Annotated in this window: 14 protein-coding genes and 1 riboswitch; of the genes, 9 read left to right on the top strand and 5 right to left on the bottom strand. The window is 71.2% G+C overall.

The window, feature by feature from the left end; genetic code table 11:
- Positions 1-72: 72 nt before the first annotated feature.
- Positions 73-1,857 (bottom strand): N-acetylmuramoyl-L-alanine amidase, encoded by a 1,785-nt coding sequence (locus H4W81_RS07795; RefSeq protein ID WP_192774165.1) that lies wholly within the window; start codon positions 1,855-1,857, stop codon positions 73-75.
- A 218-nt stretch (positions 1,858-2,075) separates the two neighbouring features.
- Here H4W81_RS07795 and H4W81_RS07800 point away from each other — a divergent pair, with 218 nt between their 5' ends.
- Positions 2,076-2,351: a hypothetical protein gene (locus H4W81_RS07800; RefSeq protein WP_397129312.1), complete on the top strand. Its 276-nt coding sequence runs from the start codon at positions 2,076-2,078 to the stop codon at positions 2,349-2,351.
- Positions 2,352-2,363: 12 nt separating this feature from the next.
- Positions 2,364-4,184, top strand: a complete 1,821-nt coding sequence (gene glmS / locus H4W81_RS07805) for a glutamine--fructose-6-phosphate transaminase (isomerizing) (RefSeq protein ID WP_192774167.1) — start codon at positions 2,364-2,366, stop codon at positions 4,182-4,184.
- A gap of 20 nt (positions 4,185-4,204) precedes the next feature.
- Here the strand turns inward: glmS and H4W81_RS07810 are convergent, their stop codons facing one another.
- Positions 4,205-5,620: an alpha/beta hydrolase family protein gene (locus H4W81_RS07810; protein WP_225958502.1), complete on the bottom strand. Its 1,416-nt coding sequence runs from the start codon at positions 5,618-5,620 to the stop codon at positions 4,205-4,207.
- A 79-nt stretch (positions 5,621-5,699) separates the two neighbouring features.
- On the opposite strand from H4W81_RS07810, the gene H4W81_RS07815 reads away from it, so the two are divergent.
- The 7 genes from H4W81_RS07815 (at position 5,700) to H4W81_RS07845 (ending at position 13,006) form a co-directional block, all read left to right on the top strand.
- Complete coding sequence (locus H4W81_RS07815) at positions 5,700-6,275, top strand: ArsR/SmtB family transcription factor (RefSeq protein ID WP_192774168.1); 576 nt, start codon at positions 5,700-5,702, stop codon at positions 6,273-6,275.
- Between the two features lie 54 nt (positions 6,276-6,329).
- On the top strand, positions 6,330-6,719 hold the full coding sequence (locus tag H4W81_RS07820; protein WP_225958503.1) for a DUF4180 domain-containing protein: 390 nt from the start codon (positions 6,330-6,332) through the stop codon (positions 6,717-6,719).
- Between the two features lie 10 nt (positions 6,720-6,729).
- Positions 6,730-7,398 carry a formylglycine-generating enzyme family protein gene (locus tag H4W81_RS07825; protein WP_225958504.1) on the top strand — a complete coding sequence of 223 codons (669 nt, stop codon included), beginning with the start codon at positions 6,730-6,732 and terminating at the stop codon, positions 7,396-7,398.
- A 136-nt stretch (positions 7,399-7,534) separates the two neighbouring features.
- A complete protein-coding gene (locus H4W81_RS07830) occupies positions 7,535-8,443 on the top strand; it encodes a Bug family tripartite tricarboxylate transporter substrate binding protein (RefSeq protein ID WP_192774169.1) in 909 nt (302 codons plus the stop codon).
- Positions 8,444-8,447: 4 nt separating this feature from the next.
- A riboswitch (cobalamin riboswitch) is annotated at positions 8,448-8,631 on the top strand.
- Between the two features lie 85 nt (positions 8,632-8,716).
- Complete coding sequence (locus tag H4W81_RS07835) at positions 8,717-10,885, top strand: ribonucleoside-diphosphate reductase subunit alpha (protein ID WP_318781595.1); 2,169 nt, start codon at positions 8,717-8,719, stop codon at positions 10,883-10,885.
- Entirely contained in the window at positions 10,885-11,880 is a 996-nt protein-coding gene (locus H4W81_RS07840) for a ribonucleotide-diphosphate reductase subunit beta (protein ID WP_192774171.1), read from the top strand. Before H4W81_RS07835 ends, H4W81_RS07840 begins: the two co-directional genes overlap by 1 nt.
- Positions 11,881-11,893: 13 nt before the next feature.
- Complete coding sequence (locus tag H4W81_RS07845; RefSeq protein WP_192774172.1) at positions 11,894-13,006, top strand: mechanosensitive ion channel family protein; 1,113 nt, start codon at positions 11,894-11,896, stop codon at positions 13,004-13,006.
- On the opposite strand, the gene H4W81_RS07850 is transcribed toward H4W81_RS07845, so the two are convergent.
- The 3 genes from H4W81_RS07850 to H4W81_RS07860 all read right to left on the bottom strand — a co-directional run bounded on the left by H4W81_RS07850 (position 12,935) and on the right by H4W81_RS07860 (position 16,861).
- Positions 12,935-14,458 (bottom strand): pentapeptide repeat-containing protein, encoded by a 1,524-nt coding sequence (locus H4W81_RS07850; RefSeq protein ID WP_192774173.1) that lies wholly within the window; start codon positions 14,456-14,458, stop codon positions 12,935-12,937. The genes H4W81_RS07845 and H4W81_RS07850 overlap by 72 nt on opposite strands.
- Positions 14,459-14,630: 172 nt before the next feature.
- The gene (locus H4W81_RS07855) at positions 14,631-15,767 is read right to left on the bottom strand and encodes a DegT/DnrJ/EryC1/StrS family aminotransferase (protein ID WP_192774174.1); all 1,137 of its coding nucleotides are present in this window, start codon (positions 15,765-15,767) and stop codon (positions 14,631-14,633) included.
- A complete protein-coding gene (locus tag H4W81_RS07860; protein ID WP_192774175.1) occupies positions 15,764-16,861 on the bottom strand; it encodes a GNAT family N-acetyltransferase in 1,098 nt (365 codons plus the stop codon). Before H4W81_RS07860 ends, H4W81_RS07855 begins: the two co-directional genes overlap by 4 nt.
- Positions 16,862-16,865: the final 4 nt, after the last annotated feature.

Raw genomic sequence — 16,865 nt, forward strand, 5'->3', positions numbered from 1 at the left:
TGAGGTGCTCACCGGCCACGGGAAAACAATATCGCCTCTTGGGAGTGCGTGTGCGCATGGAAGGCGGGATTCTCAGGAGATCACCCGTACGTCACCGGCCCTGACGAACATGACCCTGTGCCCGAGCTGGATCTGGTGGTAGCGCAGCTTGCCGCGCACCGTGACGTGCCTGGACGGGTTGAAGGAGCCCGCCGCCAGATAGGAACCGGTCAGCGTCTGGGCGAGCGAGTAGTACTGGCCCTTGCGTAGCGTGTACGGCAGCGCCGCGTGCTCCTGGTAGCGCACGCCCCTCGGGTAGGCCGACCTCTCGGGGTAGGCCCTGCCGTACACCTTGACATGGTCGGTCAGGGGGGTGACCAGCGGGCCCGTGGCGCGGACGGCGGTGGGGCTGGAGGGCGGGTTCTGGAACCACGCCTTCTGGCCGAGGTACCAGATGGCCGTCCACTCGCCGCTGGTGCCCGCGAGGGCGTAGCGCTGTCCCGCGGAGGCACGGGCGCTGTGGTCGTAGACGCTGTAGGTGGATGCCGCGCCGGGGCGCTTGCCCGCGTCGTCGACCAGCGCGGCGTCGGGGTGGGGCGCGGTGTGCAGCCACACGCTGGCGGCGCCGTGCGGGTTGCAGGTCCTGGCCGAGGTCTTGCTCACGCAGCCGGTGAAGGTGGGCTGGTGGGTGGCGTAGTCGGGGTTGATGATCACCGACGAGCCCTCGCCCTCGCCCTCGATGGGCGCGTCCATGAGGGCGAAGAAGCGCCCCCAGTCCCAGTAGGGCCCAGGGTCGTCGTGCATGCCGGGGACGGTCTTGGGGGTGGTGCCGGGCACGTTGTCGTGGCCGATGATGTGCGCCCGGTCGAGCGGCACGCGGTGCTTGTCCGCCAGGTAGCGCACCAGGTCGGCCGAGGAGCGGTACATCGCCTCGGTGTACCAGGTGCCGCCCTTGGCCAGGTAGCCCTCGTGCTCGATGCCGATGGAGCGGGTGTTGACGTCCCAGTTGCCGGCGTGCCAGGCCACGTCCGTGGTGCGGACGTGCTGGGCGACGTGGCCGTCGCGCGAGCGGATCGTGTAGTGCCAGCTCACGTACTTGGGGTCCTTCACCAGCGCGGGGATGCCGCGGAAGGAGCCCTCGGTGTCGTGGATCACGATGTAGTCGACGCGCCGCTTGGACCGCAGCCTGTCGTGGTTGCCGTAGTCGTCCTTGCCGACGCGCTTGTAGGCGGCGGGCATCCAGTCGCAGGCCAGGGTGGAGGGGCACTCGGCCGCCGTGGTCTTCGCCGTCCTGAAGGCGGGCACGGGCGTGGCGGGCAGGCGCACGACGGACCCGTCGTCGGTTCGCCGTCCCGCGCCCTCGCGCATCACCTCGAACACCTCGTGCGCGAAGGCGGGGTTCGCGTAGCGGGCGACGGCGCCGTACCAGGCGGCCGGGTCGGGACTCAGCGGGGCGCCGAGCCTGCGCTGCTCGTCGGCCAGGAGCGCGGCGCCGCCCCTGACGTTGGCCGCCGTGTCGCGCCGCAGCGTGGCGGCGGGCAGCCCGGTGAGGCGCGCGGCCCGCTGCAACGTCTGCTCGGCCGGCTCCGAGGGCGGCAGGGGAGTGGTCATGCGCATGGGCCGCGCCGCGTCTCCGCGCGGGTCGCCGAGGTGGTGATCGCCGCCCTCCGGTATGGCCGTGGCGTCCACCAGGTGCATCGGGCCGTAGCCGCCCGACACGCTGGGCCGGCCGCCGTTGGAGTCCCACCGCGACTCGAGGTAGGAGACGCCGAGCAGCACGCTCTCCGGCACGCCGTACTCCGTGGCGGCGGCGCTAAAGTCGTCTTGGAGGCCCCCCGTGGCGCTGGCGGCGAGAACCGCGGCGGCCCAGAACAGCATGACATCCCCCTACGTAGCGATATCAGTCAGCTACGTAGCGTAGTACCGTGGTCGTTCCGCTCTTCCCGGTCAATGCGGCGATTCGGCGAGATCGCCCCAAGATTTACTGCCAATCGACCGGCGGTCTGCGTGCGTGTCGCGGCAAAGGCAGGCTAATCCTGCCCGAATTCGGGCAGGATGTTGGCATGACCGGCGATCTCTGCGTAGTGTCCTCCTCTGTGTCCACGGCCCCGCCTCCGTACGAGGACCTCATCGCGCACCTGACCAGGACGAGCCCGCTCGGTCATGGAGAGGCCGCGCGCGTGGTGGCGGAGGTGCTGGCGTACTTCTCCGAGACCGTCGAGGAGTTCGTACGGCGGCGCCACGAGGAGCTGAAGGCTCGCGGCCTCACCAACGACGAGATCTTCCCGAGGATCGCGGCCGAACTACCGGCGCGCCGCGTTGCCGCCCCCGAGCTGTCGCTGAGGCAACTGCGCCGGATCGTCTACGGATAAAGGAGACCTTGCATGTGCGGAATCGTCGCCTATGTCGGCCCCAAGGACGCGGCCCCCATCCTGCTGGAGGGGCTCCAGCGTCTGGAATACCGCGGCTACGACTCGGCGGGGGTGGTGGTGTCGAACAAGGGTCTCAAGCTGCGCAAGGTCAAGGGCCGCGTGGCTGACCTGGCGAAAGCCGTACCCGCCAAGTTCAAGGGGACGCTCGGCATCGGGCACACCCGCTGGGCCACCCACGGCGTGCCCAGCGACGAGAACGCCCACCCCCACCTGTCGACCGACGGGCGCATCGCCGTCGTGCACAACGGCATCATCGAGAACGCCGACGACCTGCGCGCGAAGCTCATCGCCGAGGACGTCGTCTTCGCCTCCGAGACCGACACCGAGGTGCTCGCCCACCTGATCGCCCGTACGGTCACCGAGACCGACACCCTCGAGGAGGCGGTCAGGAAGGCTCTCAAGAGCATCGTCGGCACGTACGGCATCGCGGTCGTCGACTCCGAGCGGCCCAAGGAGGTCGTGGTCGCCCGCAACGGCAGCCCGATCGTGCTGGGCCTCGGCGAGAAGGAGATGTTCGCCGCCTCCGACGTGGCCGCCCTCGTCCGCTACACCCGCCAGGTCGTCCACCTGGAGGACGGCGAGCTGGCGGTGCTGACCGCCGACGGCTTCCACACCTTCGCCAGCGGCGGGCGCGAGACGGCCAAGGAGCCGCTGACCGTCGACTGGGACGCGGGGCACTACGACACCGGCGGCTACGAGCACTACCTGCTCAAGGAGATCTCCGAGCAGCCCGAGTCGATCGCCCGCACCCTGCGCGGCCGGCTCGACGAGCGCTTCCACATCGCCCACCTGGGCGGCCTCAACATGGACGCGCGCGAGACCCGCTCCTTTCGCCGAGTGAAGATCATCGGCTGCGGCAGCGCCTACTACTCGGGGCAGATCGGCGCCCAGCTCATCGAGGAACTGGCCCGCATCCCCGCGGACGCCGAGCCCGCCAGCGAGTTCCGCTACCGCAACCCCGTCGTCGACCCCGACACCCTCTACGTCGCGATCAGCCAGTCGGGGGAGACCTACGACACGCTCGCCGCCGTCCAGGAGATCAAGCGCAAGGGCGGCCGGGTCATCGGCATCGTCAACGCCGTGGGCAGCGCGATCGCCCGCGAGGTCGACGGCGGCATCTACCTGCACGCGGGGCCCGAGGTCTCGGTGGCCTCGACCAAGGCGTTCACCTCGACCGCGATCGCCTTCGCACTGCTCGCGCTGCACTTCGGCCGCGTGCACGACCTGTCGCCCTCCGACGGCAGGCGCATCGTCGAGGGCCTTCGCAGGCTGCCCGACCAGATCGAGCAGATCCTCAAGCAGGGCGAGCGCATCGCCGAGCTGGCCAGGAAGTACGCAGACCACCCGAGCATCATGTTCGTCGGCAGGGTGCGCGGCTACCCGGTGGCCCGTGAGGGGGCGCAGAAGCTCAAGGAGATCTCCTACGTCCACGCCGAGGCCTATCCCGCCAGCGAGCTCAAGCACGGCCCGCTCGCGCTGATCGGCCCCGACATGCCGACCGTCGCGATCGTGCCCGACGACGAACTGCTGGACAAGAACCTCACGACGCTCGGCGAGATCAGGGCGCGCGGCGGGCGCGTGCTGATGGTGGGGCACAGGGAGCCCGACGCCCGGCTGGCCGACGACGTGATCGTGATCCCGAAGAACGAGATCGAGCTCGACCCGATCCTGCTCACCATCCCGCTGCAGTTGCTGGCCTACCATGCCGCCGTCACGCTGGAGCGCGACGTCGACAAGCCCAGGAACCTGGCCAAGAGCGTCACCGTCGAGTAGCGCCCTCCGGCCTGCCGTGCTCAGGGCAGCAGCAGGCCCCAGTAGAACGCCCACGGGATCAGCACCGCGCCGCCTGCCACCAGTGCGCCCAGCCGTACCCGCTCCGAGCGGCCGGGAGCGCGCCGCCAGGCGCGCGCGGTGCCGACGGTGGCGACGGCCGCGGTGAGGGCCAGCGCCTGCAACAGCAGCCAGAGCACCGGTCGCCCCGCCACGACAGGGCCGGGGGAGGCCAGCTTGCCGCCCGTCATGAGCAGGTACATCAGGTAGCAGAAGCCGCCCAGGGTGACGGCGAGGCCGGAGAGGGCCAGCACCCGAGGCGCCCATCCCGCCGGCACCGAGGTGCCCCTGATCCGGCGGAGCAGGGCGGTGATCGGGTAGGCGAGGAAGGCGACGAGGAACAGCACGAGCGCGGCGGTCTGGACCGGCGCGGACTCCCACCAGGCCGGCGGCGGCGTCGCCACGGTCGGGGAGTCCTGGCTGGGCCGCGGGCCCTGGACGGTGTCCTGGGTGCGGGGCGCCCTGCCCTCGGCCGCCTGCTCCACCCACGAGCCGACCAGGTCGGCATAGCCGGGGGCGAGCTCGGGCAGTCGCGTCACGCCGCCGTCCGGGCTCTGGTGGGCGGCGTGGTCGGCGCCGGCGAACATGCGCATGGTCACGTGCCCGTTGCCGCCGCTCGCCAGCGCCCGCGCCATCAGCGGCGGAGTCTCCGCCGGCGGGGTCAGCAGATCGTGCGTGCCCCAGATGGCCAGCACGGGCTGGCGCACCTCGCCCAGTGTCGGCAGCGGGTCGTACCACGGCTCGGGGAACAGGCCGCCGTCGGCGATCGCCCGGTACAGCGTCGGCACGGCCCGGTCGGGCAGCGGACCGGTCACGCCCGCCTTCCGCAGCCCCGCCGACACCGCCCACGCCTGCTGGCGCAGCGGCTGGTGCGCGTTGGCGCCGACCAGCACGACGAAGGCCACGTCGGGGGAGCGGGTGGCGGCCAGCGGCGCCACCCAGCCGCCCTCGCTCAGCCCCCACAGGCCGACCTTGGCCGGGTCGACCCCCGGCTGCGCGCGCAGCGCCTTGACCGCGCCGAGCGCGTCGTCGGCCAGCTGCGAGTAGGAACGCTCGAAGAGCGAGTAGCCCTCCGACCGCTTGTCGTAGACCAGCACCGTGAGGCCGCGCCTGGCGAACTCGGTGGCCTCGGTCATCAGCTTCGTCCTGGGCGTGCCTGTTCCGGCTCCGTGGACGAGGACCAGGCCGGGCCTGCCGCGCTGGTCTCCCCGGGTGGACAGGACCGTCCCGCGCAGGGTGAGCCCGCCGCCGCCGGTGAAGCTCACCTCCGTCGCGACCAGCTCCTCGGGGGCGGGGGCCGCCTGCGCGGCCGTCGCGGGCCCGGTCAACGCGATCAGCGCGATCAGCGCGGCCACGATCATCACCAACACTCTGCTCATATCGCCGACAGTAGTCTGCAGAGAGTTCTCGGCAAAGCTTTCTCTGCAGATATCCTTCTGGAGTACTAGGCTGCTCGTCATGAAGGATGACGAGCCGTGGGTGCTGGACGATCCTGGGAAGCTCAAGGCGCTGGCCCATCCGATGCGCCGGGCCATGCTGCGCCACCTGGGGCTGCACGGGCCCGCGACGTCCACCACGCTCGGCTCGCTACTGGACGCCAAGACGGGCACCACCAGCTACCACCTGCGGCAGCTGGAGAAGTACGGGTTCATCGAGGAGATCCCCGAGCGGTCGGCGGGGCGTGAGCGGTGGTGGCGGCGGGTGGAGACCGGCGACATCCGGCTGCCCCTTCCGGCCGAGCTCGCGCCCGAAGACCGTCCCGTGCTGGCCGAGTTCCACCGGATCGGGCTGGAGGAGGACAAGGGGATCCTGCTCGACCTGCTGCCCGCCGCCTACGCGGCGGATCCGGCCTGGGTGAAGGTCTCCAGGGGCCTCGGCCGGATGCGCCTCGGCGAGCTGGAGGAGTTCTTCGAGGAGTACCTGGCGCTGCTGAAGAAGTACAGCCATCGGGCCGCCGACGCTCCGCCCGACGCCAGGCCGCTGTACGTGCGCCTGCTGGCCCTGCCCGCCGACCTGCCCGCGCAGGGGGAATGAGACAGAAGCTTCCCTATCACTCCCTTTATGCCCTAGGTTAGGGAGCGATGCAGGATGAAAGGGAAGATTGTGCCTGACGTGATGCAGGAGCGGGGCGGGGTGCCGGTGCTGATGTGCGACCCGGCCGGGCCGCCGGTGGCGACCATGCAGGACGTGCTCGACCTGATCGCCGCGGCCTTCGCCGGCGCCGGGGTGGTGGCCGTGCCCGCGAGCCGCCTGGACGCGCGCTTCTTCTCTCTGGGCACCCGCTTCGCCGGTGAGGTCATGCAGAAGTTCGTCAACTACCGGCTGCGACTGGCGATCGTGGGCGACATCTCCGGGCATCTGGCGGCCGGCTCGGCCCTGCGCGCCCTCGTCCACGAGTCGAACCAGGCGGACCAGGTGTGGTTCCTCCCCGACCTCGAGTCGCTCGACGCCCGGCTGCGCACCGCCGCGATCTCGTGACCACGGGGCGATGAACCTCGCCGAGCGCATGATCGAGATCCCCGCCGGGGAGATCGTCCTGCGTGACGAGGGTGCGAAGACGACCTGGAAGGTCGAGGTCGGGGCCTTCCTGCTGGCGCCGTGTCCGGTGACCCGCGAGCGGTACCGCGCCGTTCGCGGCGAGGGGCCGGCGAGTACGGCCGGCCCGCGCACGCCGGTGACCGACGTCTCCTGGACGGACGCCGTCCGGTTCTGCAACCTGCTCTCGCGGGCGACGGGGCTCGAACCCTGCTACTCGATCGGCGACGACCCCGACGGGCAGGACGTGCTCTGCGACTGGCGGGCCGACGGCTATCGCCTGCCGTCCGAGGCGGAGTGGGAGTACGCGTGCCGGGCCGGGACCGCCGGTGTGCGCTACGGGGAGCTGGACGAGATCGCCTGGTACCGCGGGAACTCCGGCGGCGAGGTGCACGACGTCGCCACCAGGGCGCCGAACGCGTGGGGCCTGCACGACATGATCGGCAACGTGTGGGAGTGGTGCTGGGACGTCTATGATCCCAGGGTCTACGGCCCGTACCGCGTGTTCCGTGGCGGAAGCTGGTTCGACCATCCGCGAGGATGCCGGGCGTCGTGCCGCCGCAAGAGCCACCCGGCCTTCCGTGTCGACGACCTCGGCTTCCGGCTCGCCCGATCGCTGTGACGCGCGATCTCTGCGGAGCGCCGCAGATCCACGGTCACGAGAATACCCCGATATGCCACTAAAGGTGTAACTCGCTGTGATGTGTACATAACTTTATGTATTGGGGGATCTGGGCGGGGATCGGGGAGGGGCGCGCATGCGCCGTCGGGACTTCGTGGCGGGGGCACTGGGCGCGCTGGCGTGCCTGGCCGGATGCGGCACCGAGCCCGGGCGTCCCGTGCCGAGGTTCGCCGTCGTGCCCGCGGGCGCCTCGTGGGAGCCCATCGCCGAGACCCTCTCCGGCCTGCTCGACCCCGCCGACCTGGCGCGGGGCGGCACCCGGTTGACCGTCACGGGCCTGCCCGCCCTGGCCGCGGCCGAGATGGCCAGGACGAGCGCGCGCGGCACGCCGATCGCCCGGCTGGTCGGGGACGTCGAGGTGCTGGTCGTCGCGAGGAAGTCCCGCTTCCCGGACTTCGACGCCTTCGCCGCGCACCTGGTGGCCTCTCCAGGGGAGACCGTCCTGGCGGGCAGGAAGCAGGGGGAGTCGGACCATCTGCTGTTCGGGCTGGTCGCGCGAGGGCTGGGCGCCGACGCCCGCGTGCTCGACTACGCGGGCTACCCGACCTGTGAGGACGCCGCCGAGGCGCTGCTGACCGGCAGAGTGGGGGTGGCGGCGGGCCCGCTGGGTCAGTGGCGGGAGCGGATCGCCGGGGGCCGGGTGCGTGTGCTGGCGGTCTCGTCGGCCGAGCGGGTCGAGGGGATCGACGCGCCGACCCTGCTGGAGTCGGGGGCGCGCGTCGACTTCGCCGACTGGAGCGCGGTGCTCGGTCCCGACGAGATGGGCGACGGCGAGCGGGCCAGGGCCGTGGACCTGCTCGACGAGGTCGCCAGGTCCGAGCGGTGGCTGCGGGCGTGCAGGGACAAGGGGTGGACGCCGCTCCCGCTCCTCGGCGACGACTTCAGGGTGTGGCTCGGCTCGGAGACCGCCAGGACCCGCGCGGTCCTGGGCGAGCTGGGACTGCTCGACACAACCTGTGGGCGCAGTTGCGCCCGCGGCCACTAGATGTAGGATCCTGGTCGTCGCTGGTTCGCCCCCGTCGCAAAGGGGCGGAGCAAAAGGGAACCTGGTGCGAGACCAGGACTGCCCCGCAGCGGTGAGCGGGAACGACCGCCGTCATGGAAGCGACGGCCAGTAGGAAGCTGACGAACGCCCGCGAGTCCGAAGACCTGCCAGCGGTATGACCTGTCCAGGGCCTCGAGGGAGGGCCCGGGGGTGTCGCGGCCTGCCCGCGTGCTCTCGCCTGCCCTCACGAGGATGAGCTCGCGAGGAGAGAGCGTGACACAGATCGTTGAGGTCGACCGCAGGCTGGCCATCGAGGAGGCCGCCGCCCGGGTGATCGCCGACCCGGAGAACTCCAGGGTCGCGGCCAGGCTCCTGGCCGAGGAGATCGCCGACGAGGCCGCCACGCACGGGGTGCGGGCCTTCTCGGAGTCGGTCGCGGCCACCCACGCCGCGGGGCTGGTCCAGGACGGCCTGGCCGCGTTCGTGAGCGCTCACTCACCCGAGCTGGACGCGCTGGTCGACGAGAGCGCCGACGAGCGGTTCGAGTACTTCGGGCTGCGCACCGTCTACGACCGCTACCTGCTGCGCCACCCCGAGACCAGGCGGGTGCTGGAGCGGCCGCAGCACTTCATGCTGCGCGTGGCGTGCGGCCTGTCCTCCTCCGTCGCCGAGGCCGCCGAGCTGTACGCGCTCATGTCCACGCTGTCGTACCTGCCCAGCTCGCCCACCCTGTTCAACTCCGGCTCGCGCCGCCCGCAGCTGTCGTCCTGCTTCCTGCTCGACTCGCCGCGCGACGAGCTCGAGGGCATCTACGAGAGGTACGGCCAGGTGGCCAGGCTCTCGAAGTACGCGGGCGGCATCGGCATCGCCTGGACCAGGGTGCGCTCCCGCGGCTCCCTGATCAGGGGCACGAACGGCCACTCCAACGGCATCGTGCCGTGGCTGCGCACCCTCGACTCCAGCGTCGCCGCCGTCAACCAGGGCGGCCGCCGCAAGGGCGCCGCGTGCGTCTACCTGGAGACCTGGCACGCCGACATCGAGGAGTTCCTCGAACTGCGTGACAACACCGGCGAGGACGCCCGCCGCACCCACAACCTCAACCTGGCCAACTGGGTGCCCGACGAGTTCATGCGCCGCGTCGAGGCCGACGCGATGTGGTCGCTGTTCGACCCGAAGGTGGTGCCGCACCTCACCGACCTGTACGGCGAGGCGTTCGACACCGCCTACCGCGCCGCCGAGGCCGAGGGGCTGCAGACCCGGCAGATCCCCGCGCGCACCCTCTACGGCCGGATGATGCGCACGCTCGCCCAGACCGGCAACGGCTGGATGACCTTCAAGGACGCCGCCAACCGCGCCTCCAACCAGACCGCCCGCCCCGAGAACGTCATCCACCTGTCCAACCTGTGCACCGAGATCCTCGAGGTCACCAGCGACGGCGAGACCGCCGTCTGCAACCTCGGCTCCATCAACCTCGCCGCCCACCTGGCGGGCGGCTCGATGGACTGGGCGCGGCTGCGGGCCACGGTCAGGACCGCGGTGCGCTTCCTGGACAAGACCATCGACCTGGGCTTCTACCCGACGCCCGAGGCCGAGGCGGCCAACCTGCGGTGGCGGCCGATCGGCCTGGGCGTGATGGGCCTGGCGGACGTGTTCTTCTCGCTGCGCCTGCCGTTCGACTCTCCCGAGGCTCTCGCGCTGTCCACGCGGATCGCCGAGGAGATCGCGCTGGCCGCCTACGACACCTCCGCCGACCTGGCGGCCGAGCGGGGGCGGCACCCCTCGTACGGCGACACGCGGGCCGCGGCCGGCGTGCTGCACCCCGACCACTACGGCGCCGGCGCCTCGCCCGCCTGGACGGCCCTGCGCGAGAAGATCGACAGGACCGGCCTGCGGAACTCCCTCATGGTCGCCATCGCGCCGACCGCGACGATCGCCTCGATCGCGGGCTGCTACGAGTGCATCGAGCCGCAGGTGTCGAACGTCTTCAAGCGCGAGACGCTGTCGGGTGAGTTCCTGCAGGTCAACCGGTATCTCGTGGCCGACCTCCAGCGCCTCGGGCGCTGGACCCAGGAGATGCGCGACGCGGTCAAGCGCGCCGACGGCTCGATCCAGGAGATCCCCGGCATCCCCGCCGAGCTGAAGACGCTCTACCGGACCGCGTGGGAGCTGCCGCAGAAGGCGCTCATCGACCTGGCGGCGGCGCGGACGCCGTACATCGACCAGTCGCAGTCGCTGAACCTCTTCATGGCGACGCCCACGATCGGGAAGCTGTCGTCGATGTACGCCTACGCGTGGAAGCAGGGGCTGAAGACGACGTACTACCTGCGCTCGCGCCCGGCCACCCGCATCGCCCAGACCACCGTGCAGGCCCTGGTGCCCGCCGAGGCCGAGGCCGTCGCCTGCTCCCTTGAGAACCCCGAGATCTGTGAGGCTTGCCAGTAATGCTGCTCGACCCCGGCATGGACCTGACTCTGCGCCCGATGCGCTACCCCGACTTCTACGAGCGCTACCGGGCCGCGATCCGCAACACCTGGACGGTCGAGGAGGTGGACCTGCACAGCGACCTGGCCGACCTGGCCAGGATGACGCCGCAGGAGCGCCACCTCATCAACCGCCTGGTCGCCTTCTTCGCCACCGGCGACTCCATCGTCGCCAACAACCTGGTGCTCAACCTCTACCAGCACGTCAACGCCCCCGAGGCCCGCCTGTACCTCTCGAGGCAGCTGTTCGAGGAGGCGGTGCACGTGCAGTTCTACCTGACGCTGCTCGACACCTACCTGCCCGACCCCGACGAGCGCGTCAAGGCGTTCGCCGCCGTCGACAACATCCCCTCCATCCGCGACAAGGCGGAGTTCTGCTTCCGCTGGATCGACTCCCTCGCCGACCTGCGCAGCCTCCAGACGACGGCGGACCGCAGGGCGTTCCTGCTCAACCTGATCTGCTTCGCCGCCTGCATCGAAGGCCTGTTCTTCTACGGCGCCTTCGCCTACGTCTACTGGTTCCGCTCCCGCGGCCTGCTGAGCGGCCTGGCCACCGGCACCAACTGGGTCTTCCGCGACGAGTCGATGCACATGGAGTTCGCCTTCAGCGTCGTGGACACCGTCAGGGCCGAGGAGCCGGACCTGTTCGACGACCGGCTCGGCGAGCAGGTCACCCGGATGATCGAGGAGGCGGTCGCGGCCGAGCTGGCCTTCGCCCGCGACCTGTGCGGCGACGGCATGTCGGGAATGACCGTCGACCAGATGCGCGAGTACCTTGAGTACGTCGCCGACCAGCGGCTGCGACGCCTTTCCATGCCGGTGAGGTACGGCACCGCCAACCCCTTCGCGTTCATGGAGTTGCAGGACGTGCAGGAGCTGGCGAACTTCTTCGAACGCAGGGTCTCGGCATACCAAGTGGCGGTTGAGGGCAATGTGACCTTCGACGAGACATTCTGAGACATTAGGGGGCATGACTGTGTCGTCGACGGACTGGCTCCTCCTCATCGGCTCTGTCTTCGCAGCCATCGTGGGAGTCGAACTGGTCCGGCGGCTGTTGCTGAAGGCCGGCCGCACGTGGGATTTCATCGGGCACCTGGTGCGCAGGTGCACCTGGCCCGGCTTCGCGGTCGCCGCGGTGGTGGCCTTCAACGCCGCCTTCACCCCCAACATGGTCAGCAAGTCGGCCGAGCCGGTGGTCGAGCGCCTCATGGGCGTCGTCACCATCGCGGTGGTCACGTGGCTGGTGATCCAGGCCGCCTACGCGGTCACCGACCTCGTCCTCGACCAGCTGGAGCGGGTCGATGAGGACAACCGCAGGGCCAGGCGGACCAGGACGCAGATCGCGCTGGTCCGCAGGGTCGCCGCCGCGGTGATCATCGTGATCGCCTTCGGCGCGGCGCTGTTCACCTTCCCCGAGGTGCGGGCGCTCGGCGCGGGCCTGCTGGCCTCGGCTGGCATCCTGGGCGCCATCGTCGGCATCGCGGCCCAGCCCACGATCGGCAACATGCTCGCCGGGCTGCAGCTCGTCTTCAGCGACGCGCTGCGGCTCGACGACGTGGTCGTGGTCAACGGCGAGTGGGGCAGGGTCGAGGAGCTCACGCTCACCTACGTCGTGGTCCGCTCGTGGGACGAGCGCAGGCTGGTCTTCCCCGTCTCCTTCTTCACCCAGAACCCGTTCGAGAACTGGACCAGGCACGGCAGCAGGGTCATCGGCCACGTCTACTTCAGGGTCGACTGGTCGGTGCCGGTGCCCGAGCTGCGCGAGGAGCTGCACCGCTTCATCAAGGACCACCCGCTGTGGGATCAGAAGGACTGGACCCTCCAGGTCACCGACATCCTGCCCAACGGCCTGGTGGAGCTGCGCGCGCTGATGAGCGCCGCCGACTCCGCCTCCGTGTGGGATCTGAAGGCCGACGCCCGCGAGCACCTGGTGGCCTACCTCAAGGCCAATCACCCGCAGGCGCTGCCCCGCTTCAGGGTGGAGAGCTCCTCCTACGGCGCGTTCGCCGACTCAGGCCCCGGGGGCTGGCCGAAGGACCCGCGTGGCCCCCGCGATCAGCGCGGTGGCCAGAACCCAGCCTGACACCACCAGTGTCCAGGCCACCCACGCCGTCCACCCGGCCGGCTCGTAGGCGCCGCGCACCTCGAACACGCTGACCGGCACCAGAAGGTCGAGGCAGTAGACGAAGGCGTTGAACGTGCGCACCTCGTCGGGGTCCACCTGGATCGGCGGAACTCTGTTGAAGATCACCGTGCCCGCGGCCAGCAGCAGCGCCGCCCACACTCCCGCCAGCCAGGAGCGGTAGCCGTAGCCGACCATGAGGTCGAGCAGCCGCCCCCAGAACCTGCCCGGCGCGCGCAGCGTGCCGCGCCGCTCGCGCTGCTTGGCCAGCAGCACCCGCCGCGCGTCGGGCTCGTGCCCGATGCGCCGGTACCACGAGGCCAGTTGCTCGTACGGCTGCGGCCGGTATCCACCGGGATCGCGGCGCAGCCAGTCGAGCCGCTCGGCGACGCTCCAGTGGCCGCGCAGCGTCTCGTAGCTCAGCCCGGTGAGCTGCACCCGTTCCGGATAGGCGTCGGGCGCGTCGAGCAGCACCCCGATGCGGGAGTAGCCCAGGTTGACCTCGCCCACGACCTCGTCGGGGCGCATGATCACCTCGTCGGCCTGCATGTGGCTGAGGTGCAGCGCCCGCCCCTCGGCCCGCACCGAGGCGTGGTGCAGCGAGAGCACCCCGTCGATCCGCGCGCCGCGCATCCTGACCGTGCCCTCCGCCGTGAAGCCACGGCTGAGCTCGACCGTGCCCGCCGTCACGAAGTCGGCGTTGATCGCGCCCACGTGGGCGCCCTCCAGATAGAGGCCGCCGGGGAAGTCGCCGCCGATCAGCCGCAGCCCGCCGTGGGCGCGCAGCCCGCGCAGGAACGTGCCGCCGCCCACCGACAGCCCTCCGGCCCACAGCGCCCACTCATGCATGGTGGTGCCGGCGCCGCCCTCGGGCTCGCGCACGTCGCCGAAGGCCGACTCCGACGTCGTACGGCGCGGCGGCGGCGCGGTCAGCACCGTCCTGGACAGCCGGCACTGCCCCTCGACGCGCGCGTTGTCGAGGCGCACCCCCGCGTGCACCGTGGAGCCGTCGAGCTCGAACAGGCCGCCCACCGTCATCCGCGAGCCCTTGAACCTGGCCAGCTCGCACCCGCGCAGCCGGACGCCCCTGGTCGTGGCGTCGGTCAGGTCGACCGTCCCGGCCAGGTGGCAGTTGAGCAGGTACAGGGTGGCGTCGATCGCCGCGTCGGACAGATCGAGGGTGCCGACCACGCGGGCGCCGGCCAGGCGCACGCCCGGCACCTGCCCGGGGACGCGGTCGACCGCGCCGAGGAGCAGGGCGGCGATCACCTCGGCGCGCACCTCCCGCTCGCGCCCCCATCGCCCGGCCTGCGCGGGATCGTCGCGCTCCTTGTCGCCCTCCCGCAGGTCGACCCAAGCCCCGGTCGGGAAGGCCCGCCAGAGGCGGCGTTCGGCGGGAGATAATCTGCGCACGGGTGAACTTTAATATGTGGCGCTTTCCTGAATTGCGCTATTACCTTGGGGGTGTTCGCGAGAGAGAAAGGTCCATTTCTTTCTCAGGTCTGACCGGCGGGAATGGCGCCCCCCGGATGGATGCGAACTCCTTTGCGCCCCGGGCCTGGACCCACGCCAGCCGAGCCCGGGGTCAGACGTCGGGTGGAACGGCGGGCCGGACCTTGAGGTCGGCGAGGAGTCCGGCCAGCCGCCGGGCGCGCAGCGGGTCGACGGGCAGGACATGACTCGTCCACCAGCGGGCGACCTCGGGGTTCGGCCCCTGCGCGACCAGGTCGAGATAGTCGCTCAGCGGCGGGTCGTAGACGAATCCCGGCACGATGCCGCGCCGTTCCAGCTGGGCGACGACGGCGTCCCTGTCCTCCACCACGAGCGGCACCCGAAGCAGCGGCTGGGGTTCGGCGTGCCGTACCCCTTCGGCCGCCCACGGGGTGTCGCGCAGCAGCCTGACCCCCGCCAGCCGAGGCTCCCGCTCGCGGTCGATGACCCTGAAGCGCGAGCGCTGGTAGCGGCGCAGGAGCGGGCCCTGCCGCATCCGCCAGTCCGCCAGGTCGATGGACAGCCAGTAGTCGAGCGCCGTGAGCACCTGCTCCGGCTCGCCGCGACCGGATAGCGCCGCCTGGAGCTCGGGCTCGCGGGCGGGCAGGCGATGGCCGGTCCACCGCATGAGCCCGAGCCGCCGCAGCGCGTTCCACACCGGCCTGACCAGCCCGGTCCGGTAGATCGTCTCCCTGATGACGGGCCGCAGGATCGCGGGCAGCTGGCGGCCGGGAACCAGCAGCTCGTCGCGCGCGGCCGCCAGCGCCCGCAGCTCGGCGGGATCGGCGCAGGTCAGGTAGCCGCCCGACATCGCCCTGCCGTGCTTGGCGAGGCTGAAGACCCCCGCCGCCCCGAACGTGCCCGCGGGACGCCCCTCCACCGTCGTCAGCATCGCGTGGGCGGCGTCGTCGATGATCGTCACGCCGTGCCGCGAGCAGGCCGCCGTGAGCGCGGCGATCCGGTCGGGCTGGCCGTACAGGTGGGTGGTGAGGACGCCCGCGACGCCGCTCCAGTCGACGGCCTCGACGTCGAGGTTGCCGTCGCGCCACGAGACCGGCGCCATCACCGGGGTGAGCCCCGCCGCCAGCGCCACGAACAGCACGCTCTCGCAGTTGGTCGGCGCGATCAGCACCCGGTCGCCGGGCCGGAACCAGTGGCGCAGCGCGAGGAAGAGGCCGAGCCTGGCCGACGGGACGTGGACGCAGTCCTGTCCGATCCTGTCGCGCATCATCGGCGCCTGCCGTACGCGCGAAGGAGCCGGTCGGCGGCTCGGTAGAGCACGGGGGTGTCGAGCACGAGCCTGCGCGCGAGCCTGACCGGCTCGTGGCGCGCGCGGTGCACGGCCGCGCCGAGGGTACGGCGGCGCACGACGCCCTCGGCGACGGGTGCGCCGTGGCTGCGCAGCGCCTCCTTGTACTCCGAGCCCGTGCCGATGCCCAGGTCCATGGCGCGCAGCCCGGCGCCGGCGGCCGCCTCGGCCATGCGCAGGTGCTGGATGAGACCGGGGGAGTACTTGGCGAACGCGGGATCGTAGGCGGGGAACCAGCCCACGAGGACCGAGTCGGAGCGCAGGCCGAAGTGTCCGGCGACGGGCCGGCCGCCGACGTACATCATGGACAGCGGGCCCGCGAAGGACGGCGTGTCGATCGCGTGCAGCCGCTCGGCCAGCTCCACCACCCACGGCTTGCCGAACCGGTCGGCCCGGCCCATGCGGCGGTACTGCGCGGACTTCCACTCCCGTAACGCGCGGAAGTCGCCCGGATCGCGCGAGGCGAAGTCGAAGGTGATCTCGCCGGCGTCCCTGCCGAGCTTGCGCTCCTTGTACAGGGTGCTCTTGTAGAACTTGGGCGAGCGCTTGGCCAGCGCCTCCGCGTAGGCGCCGTATCCCGCCGACAGGTCGAGCACCACGCTCTGCTGCGACAGCGTCTCGTACGGCTGGAACCACGGCTGCCGTTCGACCAGGCAGCCGAACTCCCAGACGTGCAACCCCAGCCCCTTCAGCAGCGCCTGGGCGTCGAAGGCGGCGCCGGGCCGATGGATCACCCCCTGGCACAGCGAGACCCACGCGCCGATCGCCGACCCCATTCCGCCCGTGCGGACCTCGAACGGGAAGAAGCCGGCCAGCCCCTCCTCGTCGCTCAGGATCCCGACCCGCGCGGCCGCGCTCACCTCGCCCATGGCCAGGGCGAACTCGGGGCTGAGAAAGGGGTTGGCGAGGTGTGGCTGCGCGGCCTGCATGCCGCGCCAGGCCGTGAGCTCGCTGGTGCCGAGCTCGCCGGGTCGAACAACTGATACGGACTGGTATTTCCTGTCAAGTTGCTGCATGACC

The sequence above is a fragment of the Nonomuraea africana genome, from assembly GCF_014873535.1.
GTDB classification, from domain to species: Bacteria; Actinomycetota; Actinomycetes; order Streptosporangiales; family Streptosporangiaceae; genus Nonomuraea; species Nonomuraea africana.